General features: G+C 49.4%; 13 protein-coding genes. 3 read left to right on the top strand and 10 right to left on the bottom strand.

The features are described 5' to 3' along the window. Window positions 1–11: 11 nt before the first annotated feature. Entirely contained in the window at window positions 12–2,585 is a 2,574-nt protein-coding gene (gene pepN / locus LU290_RS08055; RefSeq protein WP_370688529.1) for an aminopeptidase N, read from the bottom strand. Window positions 2,586–2,855: 270 nt separating this feature from the next. Between pepN and pal the strand changes: the two genes are divergently transcribed. Beyond that, window positions 2,856–3,371, top strand: coding sequence for a peptidoglycan-associated lipoprotein Pal (pal, locus tag LU290_RS08060; RefSeq protein WP_370688562.1), 516 nt, complete (start codon window positions 2,856–2,858; stop codon window positions 3,369–3,371). 152 nt (window positions 3,372–3,523) lie between these two features. Here the strand turns inward: pal and LU290_RS08065 are convergent, their stop codons facing one another. The 9 genes from LU290_RS08065 to ruvB form a co-directional block, all read right to left on the bottom strand. Further along, window positions 3,524–4,261 carry a hypothetical protein gene (locus LU290_RS08065; RefSeq protein WP_277808089.1) on the bottom strand — a complete coding sequence of 246 codons (738 nt, stop codon included), beginning with the start codon at window positions 4,259–4,261 and terminating at the stop codon, window positions 3,524–3,526. A 322-nt stretch (window positions 4,262–4,583) separates the two neighbouring features. After that, window positions 4,584–6,602, bottom strand: coding sequence for a PilC/PilY family type IV pilus protein (locus LU290_RS08070; RefSeq protein WP_277808090.1), 2,019 nt, complete (start codon window positions 6,600–6,602; stop codon window positions 4,584–4,586). Continuing rightward, window positions 6,592–7,266: a hypothetical protein gene (locus LU290_RS08075; protein ID WP_277808091.1), complete on the bottom strand. Its 675-nt coding sequence runs from the start codon at window positions 7,264–7,266 to the stop codon at window positions 6,592–6,594. The genes LU290_RS08070 and LU290_RS08075 overlap by 11 nt, the downstream gene beginning before the upstream one ends. Next, window positions 7,263–8,255, bottom strand: a complete 993-nt coding sequence (locus LU290_RS08080) for a hypothetical protein (protein WP_277808092.1) — start codon at window positions 8,253–8,255, stop codon at window positions 7,263–7,265. Before LU290_RS08080 ends, LU290_RS08075 begins: the two co-directional genes overlap by 4 nt. A 20-nt stretch (window positions 8,256–8,275) precedes the next feature. After that, the gene (locus tag LU290_RS08085) at window positions 8,276–8,803 is read right to left on the bottom strand and encodes a type IV pilus modification PilV family protein (protein ID WP_277808093.1); all 528 of its coding nucleotides are present in this window, start codon (window positions 8,801–8,803) and stop codon (window positions 8,276–8,278) included. Window positions 8,804–8,955: 152 nt separating this feature from the next. Further along, the gene (locus LU290_RS08090; RefSeq protein WP_277808094.1) at window positions 8,956–9,642 is read right to left on the bottom strand and encodes a ComF family protein; all 687 of its coding nucleotides are present in this window, start codon (window positions 9,640–9,642) and stop codon (window positions 8,956–8,958) included. 35 nt (window positions 9,643–9,677) lie between these two features. Next, the gene (locus LU290_RS08095) at window positions 9,678–10,964 is read right to left on the bottom strand and encodes a phospholipase A (RefSeq protein ID WP_277808095.1); all 1,287 of its coding nucleotides are present in this window, start codon (window positions 10,962–10,964) and stop codon (window positions 9,678–9,680) included. A gap of 89 nt (window positions 10,965–11,053) precedes the next feature. Next, window positions 11,054–11,578: a DUF3465 domain-containing protein gene (locus LU290_RS08100; protein ID WP_277808096.1), complete on the bottom strand. Its 525-nt coding sequence runs from the start codon at window positions 11,576–11,578 to the stop codon at window positions 11,054–11,056. 48 nt (window positions 11,579–11,626) lie between these two features. Beyond that, complete coding sequence (gene ruvB, locus LU290_RS08105) at window positions 11,627–12,616, bottom strand: Holliday junction branch migration DNA helicase RuvB (RefSeq protein WP_277808097.1); 990 nt, start codon at window positions 12,614–12,616, stop codon at window positions 11,627–11,629. A gap of 499 nt (window positions 12,617–13,115) precedes the next feature. On the opposite strand from ruvB, the gene LU290_RS08110 reads away from it, so the two are divergent. Beyond that, window positions 13,116–13,589: an MCR_0457 family protein gene (locus LU290_RS08110; protein WP_277808098.1), complete on the top strand. Its 474-nt coding sequence runs from the start codon at window positions 13,116–13,118 to the stop codon at window positions 13,587–13,589. 182 nt (window positions 13,590–13,771) lie between these two features. Continuing rightward, on the top strand, window positions 13,772–14,941 hold the full coding sequence (locus LU290_RS08115) for a D-alanyl-D-alanine carboxypeptidase family protein (protein ID WP_277808099.1): 1,170 nt from the start codon (window positions 13,772–13,774) through the stop codon (window positions 14,939–14,941). Window positions 14,942–15,022 lie beyond the last annotated feature (81 nt).

Here is a 15,022-nt window from a genome sequence, read left to right on the forward strand (position 1 = left end):
ATTTACCAAAATCACGCCGCATCAAGCATGTTGTTGATAAATTCTAAGACATTTTTGGAGGTTGCTTTGCTTTGTAGGTCGGCTAGGCACGCGCGCACCCACGCCTTATCTGACGCATTCAAAGTCGCCCAACGCCCAAGCTGTGAGAGCATTCTGGCGGCAAGCTGTGGGTTGGTCGCATCAAGTTTTACAATCGCACCTAAATATAACGCCAAGCCGTCTTTGCTCCAAAGCTGAGCAGGTTTTGCCACCAATGCCCCAAGCGTGGTACGCACACGGTTTGGCACATGCCAATCATAATCATCACGCATCATCAGCGACTCAATGAACGCCACATCACGACTGCCCGCTCGTGCCTGCACCGAAAACCATGAATCAATCACCAGCTCTTCATCGCTGAATCTGTCATAAAAGTCCACCAGATAAGCGTCCGTTTTTGGCAAATCAAACTCAATCATCGCCGACAACGCCCCCAGACGCTCACTCATACAGCTGGCACGGTCGTACTGCTCATACGCCCAACGCTCGCCATCTGCCACGCCTGCGGTCAAGGCGATATTAAGTAGCACATTTCTAAGTAGACGGCGACCACGAGCATCAGGCGTGTCTTCATAAGGCACAATTGGCAACGCCAAATACCAATCACGCACCGAATTTTGCAGGGCATTGGCGATTTTTTGTTTCAGCTCATCTCGCTGGCGTTTGACTTGTGCTGGCTGATAATCGCTCTCATACGCCATCGCCAACTCTTGCTCGCTTGGCAAATCAAACAAACGAGCGGTCAGCATCGGATCTTCATTCATCAGCGTTGGTACGACAGCATTTAGCGTATCGGTCAGTAGCGACACATTGTCCGACTGCCCAAGGAGCAGACGATTTGCCAAAGTCTGCACCGCCTGCCAACGGTTAAAACCTTCACTCTCAAAAGCGACCAACTTCATCAAATCTTCATCGCTGTATTCAAAATCCAATTTCACAGGGGCAGAAAAATTACGCAATACCGACACCACAGGACGCACGCCATTTAGTGGCAAGTCATCAAACACAAAGCGGTCGGTATCTTTGGTCAAAAGTAGCATTTTTTGGGCAAGCAGTTTGCCAGTTTGCCCATCAAAAATCGCTGTGTCCACAGGAATTGGCAAAGCCACAGGCGCATCAAACCCTGCCACATGGCGAGTTTTTTGACTAAGATTGATGACGACTTGATTGTCATTGACTTCAAAACCGCCAGACACCTCAGGCGTACCAGGCTGACGATACCACGCCAAAAAGTCCAACACACGCTCATCGCCCACCGACAACGCCGATAAAAAATCCTCAATCGTTACCGCCTGCCCATCATGACGGCGAAAATATTCATCCGTGCCTTGACGGTATTTGTCCTTGCCCAATAAATTGGCAATCATACGGACAATCTCCGCCCCCTTTTCATAGATGGTCATGGTATAAAAATTATTGATTTCCACAAAGCTCTCTGGACGCACAGGGTGAGCCAGCACGCCTGCATCTTCGGCGAATTGATGAGCTTGCAAGAGTGCCACATCCTCAATGCGTTGCACCGCCTTGGATCGAAAATCGCCAGAAAAACTCTGATCACGAAAGACCGTCAAACCCTCTTTTAAACAAAGCTGAAACCAATCACGGCAGGTAATGCGGTTGCCCGTCCAGTTATGAAAATACTCATGAGCCACCACCGCTTTTACCCGAAAACTTCGTTCATCAGTCGCCGTCTCTGGGCTTGCCAAGACGCACGAAGTATTAAAGATATTTAGCCCCTTATTCTCCATCGCCCCCATGTTAAACTGACCAGTCGCCACAATCATGTAGCGATCTAGGTCATACGCACAGCCATAATTGTCCTCATCCCATTTCATGGAGTCTTTTAAGGCTTGCATGGCAACATGGCATTTGTCCAAATCCTGCTTGGTGGCATAAATTTCAAGCAAAACCTCTCGCCCCTCACAAGTGGTAAAATGATCTTGCATGACATCCAAATCGGCAATCACGCAGGCGAACAGATAGCTTGGCTTTAAGGTGGGATCATGCCAAACGGTAAAATGACGCTCGCCCAAATCACCCTGCTCAATCAAATTACCATTGGCAAGCAAGGTTGGGTATTTTTTGTCCGCCTCCACTCTGGTGGTAAACTCTGCCAGCACATCAGGGCGGTCTGGATAAAAGGTAATTTTACGAAAGCCCTCTGCCTCGCACTGCGTGACAAACATCGCATCCGCCCCAGTGCCAGCCTGATACAAGCCTTCTAGTGCGGTGTTGGTTTGTGGCGATATTTTTACCTGCGTCTCCACCAACGCCTCGTCTGGGGCATGATGAATGATCAGCTGTTCCTCATCGAGTGTATAATCTGCCGATGACAATGCCACGCCATTGACGCTAATGGATCGTAATTGCAAATCTCGTCCCAGCAATACAAGCTCGCCCTCGTAGGCACGCTTCATTTTAAGCGTACTGCCAACGGTGGCATGATCCTCATACAGCCGAATGTCCAAATCAATTTTTTCAACAGTAAATACAGGGGGTGTGTAGTCTTTTAAATAAACTTTTGTCGGTGTTTTAGCCGTAGTCATTGTCATACTCCATCAAATCTGTCATTCATAGCAAATGTCTTAAAATCGCCATCATACTATCAAAATTTACTCACAAATAAAACCCCAATCTTTAAAAACCCGCCCCATCCCAGCAGTAAAATGTCAATTTCAACCATGCAAAACGCACAAAACCGCCATCATCTTGCAACAATATGCAAAAACCACTTGTAAAAATCGGGCAACTTTGTCATTATACACCCAAAGTTTTATCACTATTTTTACCAAACCTTTCATTTTTTATTTGGAGTCATTATGTCAATCCGTACTAAATTTGCCCTTGTCACCATTGGTGCTACCCTTGCCGTGACAGGCTGCGCCAGCAAAAACAAAAGCCAAGAAGTGCTGGTCGCTCCGATCGGTGTGTCAGGCTACACAGGTCCTGCCTATCAAGGCGGCAAACTGGTTAATAACAGCGATGCCATCAAAGCCGCAGCGACACAGATTCAAGGCGTGGTGTATTTTGACTTTGATTCAGACGCCATCAAAGCCGATGCCGCCCGAGTGCTAGACGCACAAGCAGACTTCCTAAAAGCCAACCCAACCGCTCGTGTGCTGGTCGCAGGTCACACCGATGAGCGTGGCTCTCGTGAGTACAACATCTCATTAGGCGAGCGCCGCGCCGCTGCCGTGCGTGCTTATCTGTCAGACAAAGGCGTCAATACCGCCAACATCGAAATCACAAGCTTTGGCGAGGAACGCCCTGCCGTAGCAGGTACTGGCGAGGCAAACTGGTCTCAAAACCGCCGTGCTGAGCTGTCTTACTAATCATTCTTAATCACCCGCCCTCAAAAAAAGCCTCAAATATGTTTGAGGCTTTTTGTTTTGTGTCATCAAGGCGGTAAATTTACCACCTTCAAAAATTAGCAAAAAAATAACCCCAGCAAAAACTGAGGTTATTTTATCAATCAAAAGATTGATTAGAAGCGGTAAGTAGCACCAACTTTAGCGATTGGGTACCAAGTCGCATATTCTTTGTCTTGGATACGCTGAGCAGCGTGCTCATTGAAAGCAGTATTGCTTGATTTGATGGTTACATCAGCTTTACCTAGGTATGCTGCGCCAAGCTCACCAAATACACCCCAGTGGTTGTTGATGTTTGGACGGAAGCCAACAGTTAGGTATGGCGCAAGCTTGTTGCGGTGCTCAACAGTACCTTCGATTGGACCGTTTACAATATAATCAGTACCTTGGATTGAGAAGGTCTCGTTTTGGCGAGCAGGCGCTCTTACTTTGATGTCGTTGTCAGGAACGATCACACCAGCACCAACAGTGAACCAGTTTGCCGCAGGGCGCATTTGAACGCCTAGGTATGGGTTAGAGAAGTCAGTGTCTAGTTCGAAGTCGGTACCATCTACAGAGATGTCGTCTTTGAATAGACCAGCTGGATCACCACCAGCCCAACCAGCTTGTAGTTCTGTAGTGTCGTTTACTGCCCATGCGATGTTCGCACCATAACCTAGCGTACCAACTTCTGCGCTGATGGCTGCTGGGTTTACCGCAGTTTTGAATAGAGTTTTGGTGCCGTCAACCACAGCAACAGTGGTGTTTTTTGCGCCAGTAACAACTACTGTGCCAGCGTCAGTAACAACATTTGCCATTGCGCCAGTAGATAGCAACACAGCACCAGCAATCACAGATAGCTTAATAGCTTTCATAAGTTTCTCCAAATTAAACTAATTTTACCCACAAGCACATACCGATTAAGTCTTGATGATATGTTTGCTCGTTGGGTGTATTTAAAACGATTTTTGTCGTTTTGTCTAGCTAGGTTTTTGTATGTTTTGTATGCCTTTGTGTGAGTTATCATCACAAGGTCAACAATCTTAGCAACATAAGTTAAAAACTTTACACAAAAAATACAAACCTTGCACGACTGCATGAGTTATATGGGTATTAACTCACACAATTCAATACAAGGCACGCATTGTACCACACTTTATTCATTTATAAAATCTTTCTTTGCACTTATCAGTCAAATCAGTCCGTGCTGCTACGCACATCATACCAGCGCAAAAAGCGTAATATCCGCACCAAAGCAATATCCGTTTTGCCATCAGCACCTTCCATCTTGTCAGCGCCATCAAAAGTGCCATCGACAGGCACATCAGCAAGGGTAAGATCAAGTGCGCCAGCATAAGGCATCAGCACCTGCCAAGCCAAAGATTTGCCATTGATGGACTTGGCGGCGGTAGGCTGCCAGTTGCCCTGAATGCTTTGGGCAGTCAGCATACCACTGGTGTTACGGGTTAAAAGCTGACCTGTGCGGTGATGGGCGCACACCCCAAAGGGCAAGCAAAACACCTGCGGCTGCACCGTCATCTGGTGCAGGCAGTCTGGCACTTTGGCGACGCTAAGATGATACAGCGCACGCACCCCCACCCGAGCAAAATTTCGACCACTTGGCACAAGAACGCCTTCGTGAAGTGCCGTCACATGGGTGTCGCCATCGATGCTAAGCACTCGCACCCAGCCTTTGGCACGCGCCGCCATGCCAAGCCAGTAGGCTTGTGACTGGGTGTCATCGTCAATTTTTATCAAATCATTAGCACGAATGGTCAGACGAGATTTAAGGTCAATCAACCCATCATCAAAAATACCATACACATGGCTTGTTTTGTCACGCACCAAAGGCAGCTGATCTGATGAGGCGATGCTGATGAGCGCAAAGCGTCTGTTGCCCTTAGGGTAGGCAGGGTATTGGCGAGTGTCATAAAGGCTTATGATGGGCTGCTGATAAAACCGCTGTCGCCCTTTGTCAAACAAGCCATCATAATCATCGTCTGCATTGGCGGCAAACACACGCACGATGGCGGCACGATTCACATCCATACGAAAAATCTGTCCACCCAAGTCGGCAGCATACACATACTCAAAAGTGCCATCGCCGTAGCGATCGACAAGCGTCGTCTTTGCCACAAAGCTGTGTTTCATATACCCACCTAACTCGTCCTGCCATATAAATACAGGCTCTCCTGTCAAGGCATTGATGGCATAGACAGCGGCACCGTCTGCGCTTGTCTTATGGCAAGCGACCCCATCTTGATAGCATGGATCCATACCGCCACCAAACACAAACACCGCCTGCCGCCTGCCATTTTGGCGCACATAGCCCAAGCTGACAGGCGCATAGATGTGTGACAGCTTAGGCAGCACATTCGAGGTCAGGTGATATAAAAGTCGTGGAGCATTGTCATCGGTCACATCAAGTGCCACCAAACCCTCAGCACTGCGTCCAAAGCCACCCACAGCGATCAGGCGCTCGGTAAATCCTTGATCGTGGTACTCACGCACACGGTGTAGCTGCCATGCCGCATCGATGCCGTAGGGCTTGCCCAGCGCCGACATTGGCAAATACGCCAGTCGCTCACGCCCCTCATCATCGACCAGACGCAGCACACCCTGCGTGTCCGTATAAAGCATCATGCCAGACTTGTCATCGCTATCGGACGGATACATGACAGCACCGATGTGCCAATTTTCCAATAACTGAGCGATGGCAGCACGCTCATCAGGACTGTGATTTACCAGCTGATGCACCTCCAAAGCAGACCCAATTTTCATCATGGTGCCAAAAGGACCACTTTCTTTATTCTCACTTATCCACAACGCTTTGCTTGAATACATCAGCCTGCCTTCTGTGCCAAAATCTTGGACTTCATGACCGCTTGCCCACACATCAGGATGCACGGTCGCTTGATGATTGGCATAAAGCGGCTCACCATCTGCACCCACCGCCACCCCTTGTCTGATGGGATATTTTAACAGCGCACCACGCCAGCCATCGAATTTCTGATACGCCATGCCCATGTAGGCGTGCGATGCATTGGTTCTGATACTGGTGATGATGGGAGCATCTGGCGAACAAGATGCAGCGTTCGCCGCCAACATGGCAGACCCATGCTGCATGGCAAAAGCGGGCGACAAAGCAAACAGTATAAGCAGAGTAAACAGACCAGCCAATATCATCAAACCCTGACGGCGCAGTCTAATAGCCATAATCATACTCCTGTACCAGCATTTGATGAGAAATGCCCGCCTCCTCCAAGCACGATTTCACCTGCAAAGGATGAATCGCACAAGACTCATTTGTACCGCTTTTTGCCAATGAATACAGCGTCACACGATAAGAAACGCTCTCATCTACACCCAAATCTGCAATGTCAGCCAAGCTCACCCCAGATGGCGCATAAGACAAATCATCAGCATCAGGGGTGGCGCTCAGCACCCACCACAGCTTTACCTGCCCATCAAGACAGCGCAGGCTTGGTGTGTCCAATGACAGCTTGCTTGGATGAAAATTTGCCAGCCCAGCCGCCATCTCAAAGCACATAAAACCAATGCTTTGCTTGGTCTGTTCTGGTGCGGCATTTTGGTCGGCTTGGTCTTGCGTGATGAAGTGGTGGGCGCTGTATTTTTGTTGGTGATGCGTGATGAGCTTTGATAAGATGCCATCATCAGCCAAGATGGTTTTTTGAGCGGCAGGCTGACCCAGCATGGCAAAAGGCGCATCTGCCGCCACAAACAGCGCATTCACCTTGCCCGTGGCAAAGGCAAGCCTTGTGTCGTTTAGACTTTGGCGAATGGCGAGCGCCGACAAGCTGGTAACGATCAAAATCACAATCAGCACCATCAAAAGCACATAACCTCGCTCCGCCCTCATTGCACATCTCCTTGCGCCTTGATGTTTCTTAGCTGTACGGTCAGCTGATGCAAGCGCCTGTCATGACTGCCTGCTCCATCACGCACCGCCACCGCCTCGCCAAATACTTCAAACTGCCGCTCACCCACCTCATCGCTGGGCAAAGTCAGTGGTGAATGACTCAGCCACGCCACATCCAAAGATACGATGGGCGACAAAGATGCGCTGTCATAGTCGCTGGGTCGAACAAGGCGCACGCCATCGCCTTCTTGCACACCCAATCTCACCCACATGCCCTCGACATGATGCGCCATGATCTGACCTTGACTTTGCTCACCAAAGCCGTAGATGACATTGGCGTTTTTGGTGTCTTTGGCACTCTCATCGATGATGGCGTTGATGAAAGCGGTCGAGCTTTGAGCAAAACGGCGATCTCTGGTGGCATCTCGGACGATGTTTTCGGTGATAAATTTTGCCGCATCACAGCGCAGATTCATCACGCCATCGTCATTTTGGATAAAATAACGCTCAATCACCACCTGCCCATCAACCCAAGCCATCTCGCCACTTTTGAGTCTGGCACGGCGGGGGCCCAGCACCATCTCACCTTCGCAGTTCCACATGTCCTGTGGTGCACGGTAGATGATCGTCAGCTGATCGGATGGCAAATTGGTGCCGTCATTTGGCAGATGCATACGCCCAGTCAGATAGCGTGCGATGTTTGCGCCATTGTTGTTTTGTCTGCTCAGCTGATTTTGATGAATCAAAATGCCCGAAGGCAAAGGATAAGACAGCACCGACTCATCAATGCCAAGCCCTGCCAAGCGCAGATTTGCCGCCAGCCCATCGGTGGCAAAAATCTGTCGGTTGATGTCATCGGCTGTGCGTTCTTGACTAAGCACCCCTTTCATGCTCGCCACATACACCTGACCTGCCATCAGTACGATGAGCGCACCGATGAGTAGCGCTACCATCATCTCCATCAAGCCAAATCCACTCAGCTGTTTCATCTGCCCTCCCTGCGCCCCATCTAATACGCCATCGTCATGCAGCGAGCGCCTTGGTTAATTGAGCCATTAAAGTACAGGCAGCCACCCTCGCCCCAAGTCGCAGCGGTCTCACCCCACGCTGCGATGAGACGATGCTCGCCATTATGAACCACAGCATTTAGGCGAATGCCCTCTTTGGCGGCAAGTCTGGCATTATTGATGGCTCGATGTGTGATGAGTCTTTGTGTGGTGCATTGGCTTTGATGACAGTCTGTCGATACCGCTTGCAGCGCTTGGCGATACCCCTCCATCATCTGCATACTTGTGCCATCTGCCTGATTCATGCGCCCAAACAGCCGAGCATGATCACGGCGACTCTCATCATCTGCCCCACTTAATATCTCAGCATGTGTCGTCATGTACGCCACCGCCGATGTGCGCATGGCGGCATCTTTGGTGGCATGGGTCGCTCGAGCCTGTACCATCAAAAACCCCAAAAACGCCATCGTCACCAACAAAAGCGCCACCATCACTTCAATCAAGCCAAATCCCTGCTGATGCCTTTTCATATGACACACCAAACCAAAACACCAAACCCTGTTAATATCAAAAAACCATCACAGCCAAGGCACTTTTAAACAAACCACTTTAAACAAGCCATTTAACAAAGATTCTAACACAGGTTTGAATCTTATGTCTCTACATTCAGCCAAAGCACTGACTATGAAAAATCTTGCGACCCATGCGCCACACACACCGCCAGCAGTGATGTCTTGGGTGCATGGCGAATGATGACGCTCGCCGCTGCCTGTAAGGTCGCCCCTGTTGTCGCCACATCATCAAACAAAATCACCCGTCTGGCTGACACCTCGCCACAGATGGCAAAGGCATCGCTCATGTTATCCAGTCGCTGTCTGCGGTCAAGCGTGCGCTGATGCTCAGCATCGTCAATGCGACTAAGCCCCTGCCACAAAGGCAGCTGCCAATGATGTGCCAAACATTTGGCAAGCACCATCACAGGGTCAAAGCCTCGCTTGACCAAGCGCTTTTTGGTGGTGGGTATGGGGATGATGACGGTGTGATCGGCATGCGCACCGACGGGTCTGGGCATCTGATGAATGGCGTGAAACAGCAGCATCAAGGATGGCAAATGCTCGCTGTCCTTAAAATGCGTCATCGCCTGATTGATGGGGTATTGATAAAAAGTGGCAAAATATAAAGGAAAAGTGCGATCAGGCAAGCCTACTACTTGCGCTGACAGCTTGATGGGTGGTAGTTGCCACGCCATGAGCGCATGACAATCAGCGCACAGTATCCCGCCCGTCTTAGCCATCGGCTCATGGCACAGCACGCACAGTCCGTGCCATCGTTGTAGCCACCGTGATGGCGCATAAGGGGCTAAGCGCACTCGTCTGGTGCGCCCAAGAGCATTAAAGATGCGCTTTATAGCCCCATCCAGTCGTTAAGCATGACACCCACGCCGATCGATGTCGCCTCGTGATTGTAATCAATGAACGACTGTCCATAGCCTTGAAACAGCTGCACATAGCCGCTGATGCCCTTACCGAGCGGATGCACATAGTCAAGCTGCAATGCGCCTTTACCTGTTTTTGGGTTGTAGCGCACAAGCCCTGAGATGTTTTTGTTGTTTTGTAATTGATACAAAAACTTAACATCGCCATGACCATAATAATCAAGCACATCAGGATTGTCATCAGGTTGAGCGCCATTACCCTCTTTTAAAATTCGTGCCCACAATCTTGGCATGACGGTCAAATTTCCCCACTCCATGCCCGCCATCGCATAAGCACGATTCCACGAGCGAGACAACGGATTGTCCTCACCATTAGAATGATGCACCACGCCAGCGCCCAGCATACGCAAACGCCCACCAAACGGCAAATCCGCCGAAACAGGCTGCGTCAAGAACATCTCAGGCTCATAGTCGTGCGCACGAAACGGTCTGGAATTATCCTCATTATAAATCTGCCAATGCGCCATGTGCGTATAGCCAAACCAAAGGTCGGCATTGGTGCCAAACACATCGTCCATCATTTTTGATTTTAATGACACTTGGAATTTCAGCTCAGGGGCACGCTGCTGATTTGCTGTATAGTACCGAGCCTCTTGGGTTGGGGTGCTGGGCTTACGATTTGGCTTGCCATGCAAATACATCGGCAAGATATAGACAGGATTGTGCGGACGCACACGCCACAGACCCTGCTCGCTGTTGCGGTCAAGGTCATAGCCGATGGACAGCGGTGTGTAGCGTTCGATGTTGCGCTTGATGGTGTCGCCATCAGCGTCTGCCGACTTATTGTCCACAAAGACCACTTGACGGCTGCCTGTGATGCTTTTGATAGTCTCCCCCAAAGCGATCGGCTGCTTTTGATGTAAGATGGCAGGCACCTTGCCTTGGGCAATGTCATCAAAACACGCCAAGCGAGCCGAATCACTGGCAATCAGCGCACAGTCACGAAATATCGCCTCACCTTCAAGCGGCGTTTTGATGGGCAAATCCTCTACCTGCGCCGCATTCACCGTCTCAGCAGTTGTGGTGGTTGTGCCTGATAACACCTCACTGTCTGATGGCTCATTCGTCAGCTCATTTGTCAATTCATTTGTCAGCGCCTGAATTTGCACCGACTCATCGCTTTGCGCGATCGCATTCATGGCAATGACGACTGTCGCCGCCAATGCACTTTGTTGAAAGATTTTTTGAATCATCATTTCACCTACTTTTAAGTACTTCAAATTCGCAGTTGCTGCGTTTTTGGTTTGTGTTTTTGATTTTGAAAATTTGGTCAAAACACCGCCCATCAGCCGTATTTTCGCCCATCATACAAGATGTAGCCATCTTGATGGCGAGATGCTGGGTCGTGATGTGTCCAGTGCACCACGCCGCCTTTGTCAGTGTATTCATACTCGCCATAAAAAGTCACAAAGTCGCCTTTTTTGAGTCGTGGTAAGCGTGGCGCAAGGTCAATGTTATGCGCAATCAATACCGTGTGCTTGCTGTCTTGCAAGCGGACGATGAACTTCTGATGGCGTGAGCCTTTATTGTCATCAGGCAAAACCGCCACCACCTGCCCACAGCCCAAAACCTGCACATCCGAGCGCTGCTTGGCAAAGGCATCGATGATGCGCTGATTATGACAAAAATCAGACGGCGCACCCAGATGAGCGGCATCCTCCGCCAACACCTCGGCACTCGACCCAGCGTTCGTCTTAGACTTGGCATCATCAAGACAGCCAAGCACAGACAAAGACAGCAAGCCTACCAACATCAAAGACAGCATTTTGCCAGATTTTTTGGGGAATGTTAAAAAAGTATGTGCGTTCATCTTAAATCATGCCAATCATACCAATCATGTCTATCACGCCAGTTACGCTCAGTCCTGCGCATCCAGCTCGTATGCCTTATCCAAAAGCATTCGCCCCTTCGGTGTCCGCTGAATGTAGCCTTGCTGAATCAAATACGGCTCAATGACATCTTCAAGCGTGCCTCTGTCCTCTGCCATCGCCGCCGCAATCGCCTCCACACCAGCAGGTCTGCCGTCAAACCGCTCGGCAAGCATGAGCAAATATCGTCTGTCCAGATGGTCAAGCCCCTGCTTATCCACCGACAGCATATCCAGTGCTAAGCTTGCCATCTGCTGTGTTACCACGCCATCGCCTTTGACTTCGGCATAATCTCGCACACGGCGGAGCAGGCGGTTGGCGATACGGGGCGTGCCACGACTACGGCGAGCCACCTCCATCGCTCCGCCTTTATCCATGACAATGCCCATCAGCCGTGCCGCACGCTCAACGATGGTCGTCAAATCCGCCACATGATAAAACTCCAACCGCTGAACAATACCAAAACGATCACGCAAAGGTGCGGTCAAAAGCCCCGCTCTGGTCGTCGCTGCCACAAGCGTAAAAGGGGGTAAATCGAGCTTAATGGAGCGAGCCGCAGGACCTTCGCCAATCATGATGTCGAGCTGATAATCCTCCATCGCAGGATACAAAATCTCTTCAATCACTGGGCTAAGCCTGTGAATTTCATCAATAAACAGCACATCGCCTTCTTCTAAGTTGGTCAGCATTGCCGCCAAATCGCCCGCTCGCTCGAGCACAGGTCCGCTCGTTGAACGCAAATTTCCACCCATTTCTCCGGCGATGATGTTCGCCAAAGTGGTCTTGCCCAAACCAGGCGGACCAAAAATCAGCGTGTGGTCAAGTGCCTCACCACGCTGACGAGCTGCCGTGATGAACACCTCCATCTGCTCACGCACCTTTGGCTGACCGATATAGTCGGACAAGGTTGCAGGGCGAATGGCACGGTCTAATGCATCATCTTTTTTTAAGGTAGGGTCAATCAGGCGGTTTTGGCTCATGGGTGGCTCATGGGTGGTGAAATGTGGGCCTGCTCGTCGTTGTTGATGGATTTGGCAATCAATTTGTAGGTTTGGTAAGCAAAATTCAACCAAGCAAACGATAAAACAGCAGCACAAAAATACCATTATTATAATCAACTTTTGCTCATTTGTCGCCTATTTCTACATTTAAGGCATCAGATAAGCTACATTTAAGGCATCAGATAAGACATCAAAATGTCGCACTAGCATAAGCTTTTGATTGTTACTATTGTTTAAATGCCTGCAAACTTAGCTGACATGAAAGATGATACAACCAACCGTCATTTTTAAAATTTTATGATATTTATCAATAATTTATAAAATAATTGACAAAAACACAACCTTGCATGATTTACGCTCATGTTGCTGATTTTGGTAAAAATGAACAATAAAACAACACATTTTCCTAGCTTTTAGTATGACTTTTTGATGGCAAAGATTTATTATATACGCAGTTTTGATTTTGCGTGTCGTTACTATGATCGTTACCATAAAAAGATCACCGAAAAGATCATCAAACAGTCAAAAACACCCCAATCTGACCGCCTTTTTAAGCTCGCACAGGACGCTGCTGGCGGCACTATTGGTACTGGCTTGCCTGACAAACATCAGCCACGCCAACCCTCGCTTTGTCAATATGCAAGGCAAATTCCACAAAACTTCCAGCGCTGAGCTGACCGTCTCGCAGTATGAGCTTGCCTTGGTGCAAGTGCTGTCTGAAATCTGCCCGCCAATGCTCAGCAATCAGCAGCGCATCCAGTTTGCCCACGCCTATCAGCAGCAGCTGCGCTCATTCATGCCCACCTCCACCAACCCAAACAACACCTTGCGCCAGCTACGCACTCAGCTTGGCTATCGCTCTGCCCTTCAAAACATTCGAGCATGGACAGCGACCTATCCCCCCGCCCAAAACCGCAAAATCTGCCTACAATTCACCGAAGTGGAATTTTAATGATTAGATTTTATTATATTTAAGTTAATAAAAATTAAAAAATTGGGAAATTGGCGATCGCACCAACCCACTAATGATTACAAAATACGATTTTAAATTTGTAACATTTCATCAAAACAATTTCAACTCATGGTGAATTTTGCTATAATTGCACGCTTTTTAACCTGTTGCCTTTGTGAATCATGATGAAACCACGCACCCTTTTGCCATTTTTTTCGCCGATGGCTTTCGCCCTTGCCCTATTTGGCGCCAACATCGCCGCTCATGCTGCTCCTGCCGCCCCCACGCTTGATAACACCGCTTATGTGCTGATGGATTATGACACAGGGACGATTTTGGCACAAAAAAATGCCGACACGCCCCTGCCGCCTGCATCATTAACCAAGATGATGACCAGCTACATCTTAGAGCAGCACCTGCTGTCAGGCGAGCTGTCTGAGGACACGCCCATCAAAGTGAGCGAAAACGCATGGTGCCGTGGCTCAAGCACAGAGTCGTGCATGTATGTGCCTTTGGGCGAGAGCGCTCGTGCCATTGATATTTTGCGTGGCATCATCGTGCAGTCTGGTAATGACGCATCCATCGCTTTTGCTGAGCACATCTCAGGCTCAGAGTCCGCCTTTGCCAGCATCATGAATGACGAGGCGGCAAAGCTTGGCATGACCAAGACCACCTTCAAAAACGCCACAGGCATGCCTGCCGACGGACATCTGTCGAGCGCCAAAGACTTGGCAACTTTGGCTCGTGCCATCATCAAAAACAGCGAACAATACTACGCCATCTACGCCGAAAAAGAATTCACCTACAATAACATCAAACAACAAAACCGCAACGCCCTACTCTACACCGACAGCACTGTCGATGGACTCAAAACAGGGCATACCTCAGAGGCAGGCTACCTGCTGGCTGCATCTGCCAACCGTGACAACATGCGCCTGATCGCCATCGTCATGGGCGCAAAAAGCACCAACGAGCGAGCCGACCAGATGCGTGAGCTGCTAGGCTATGGCTACAACAATTTCACCAACACCGTACTGGCACCAAAGGGTCAAATCATCACCCGTGCACCCGTCAAATTTGGGCAAGTCGGCGAGGTCGATGCCGTCGCCCTGCACGACCTAAAAGTACTCACCGACAAAGGCGAAAAAGTCACACCAAGTACCGTCATCCGCCTAAATGACAACATCACCGCCCCCATCACACAAGGTCAAGAGCTAGGACAAATGCTGGCGATGGTCAATGGCAAAGAAGTCGCCAGCACACCAATCGTCGCCGCCAACGATGTGGCAGAAGCAGGCTTTGTCAGCCGAGTGTGGCAAAGCTTGGTGGATTGGGTGGCAAACCTTTTCTAACCATTACGCATTTTAATATCCAAAAATTAATATCTAAAAAGTCGGCAACTGTCGGCTTTTTTATTTGTTGAAATGCGCATA

Origin of the sequence: Moraxella nasibovis, assembly GCF_029581575.1 — a bacterium.
Classification (GTDB): domain Bacteria; phylum Pseudomonadota; class Gammaproteobacteria; order Pseudomonadales; family Moraxellaceae; genus Moraxella; species Moraxella nasibovis.

What these genes read in the sequence shown, in the direction of transcription:
- ruvB (WP_277808097.1), bottom strand. Translation starts at nt 12,616, where the DNA reads ATGAGCCAAAACCGCCTGATTGACCCTACCTTAAAAAAAGATGATGCA.
- LU290_RS08095 (WP_277808095.1), bottom strand. Translation starts at nt 10,964, where the DNA reads ATGATGATTCAAAAAATCTTTCAACAAAGTGCATTGGCGGCGACAGTC.
- LU290_RS08115 (WP_277808099.1), top strand. Translation starts at nt 13,772, where the DNA reads ATGATGAAACCACGCACCCTTTTGCCATTTTTTTCGCCGATGGCTTTC.
- LU290_RS08070 (WP_277808090.1), bottom strand. Translation starts at nt 6,602, where the DNA reads ATGGCTATTAGACTGCGCCGTCAGGGTTTGATGATATTGGCTGGTCTG.
- LU290_RS08075 (WP_277808091.1), bottom strand. Translation starts at nt 7,266, where the DNA reads ATGAGGGCGGAGCGAGGTTATGTGCTTTTGATGGTGCTGATTGTGATT.
- LU290_RS08100 (WP_277808096.1), bottom strand. Translation starts at nt 11,578, where the DNA reads ATGAACGCACATACTTTTTTAACATTCCCCAAAAAATCTGGCAAAATG.
- LU290_RS08085 (WP_277808093.1), bottom strand. Translation starts at nt 8,803, where the DNA reads ATGAAAAGGCATCAGCAGGGATTTGGCTTGATTGAAGTGATGGTGGCG.
- pepN (WP_370688529.1), bottom strand. Translation starts at nt 2,585, where the DNA reads ATGACTACGGCTAAAACACCGACAAAAGTTTATTTAAAAGACTACACA.
- LU290_RS08110 (WP_277808098.1), top strand. Translation starts at nt 13,116, where the DNA reads ATGATCGTTACCATAAAAAGATCACCGAAAAGATCATCAAACAGTCAA.
- LU290_RS08065 (WP_277808089.1), bottom strand. Translation starts at nt 4,261, where the DNA reads ATGAAAGCTATTAAGCTATCTGTGATTGCTGGTGCTGTGTTGCTATCT.
- LU290_RS08080 (WP_277808092.1), bottom strand. Translation starts at nt 8,255, where the DNA reads ATGAAACAGCTGAGTGGATTTGGCTTGATGGAGATGATGGTAGCGCTA.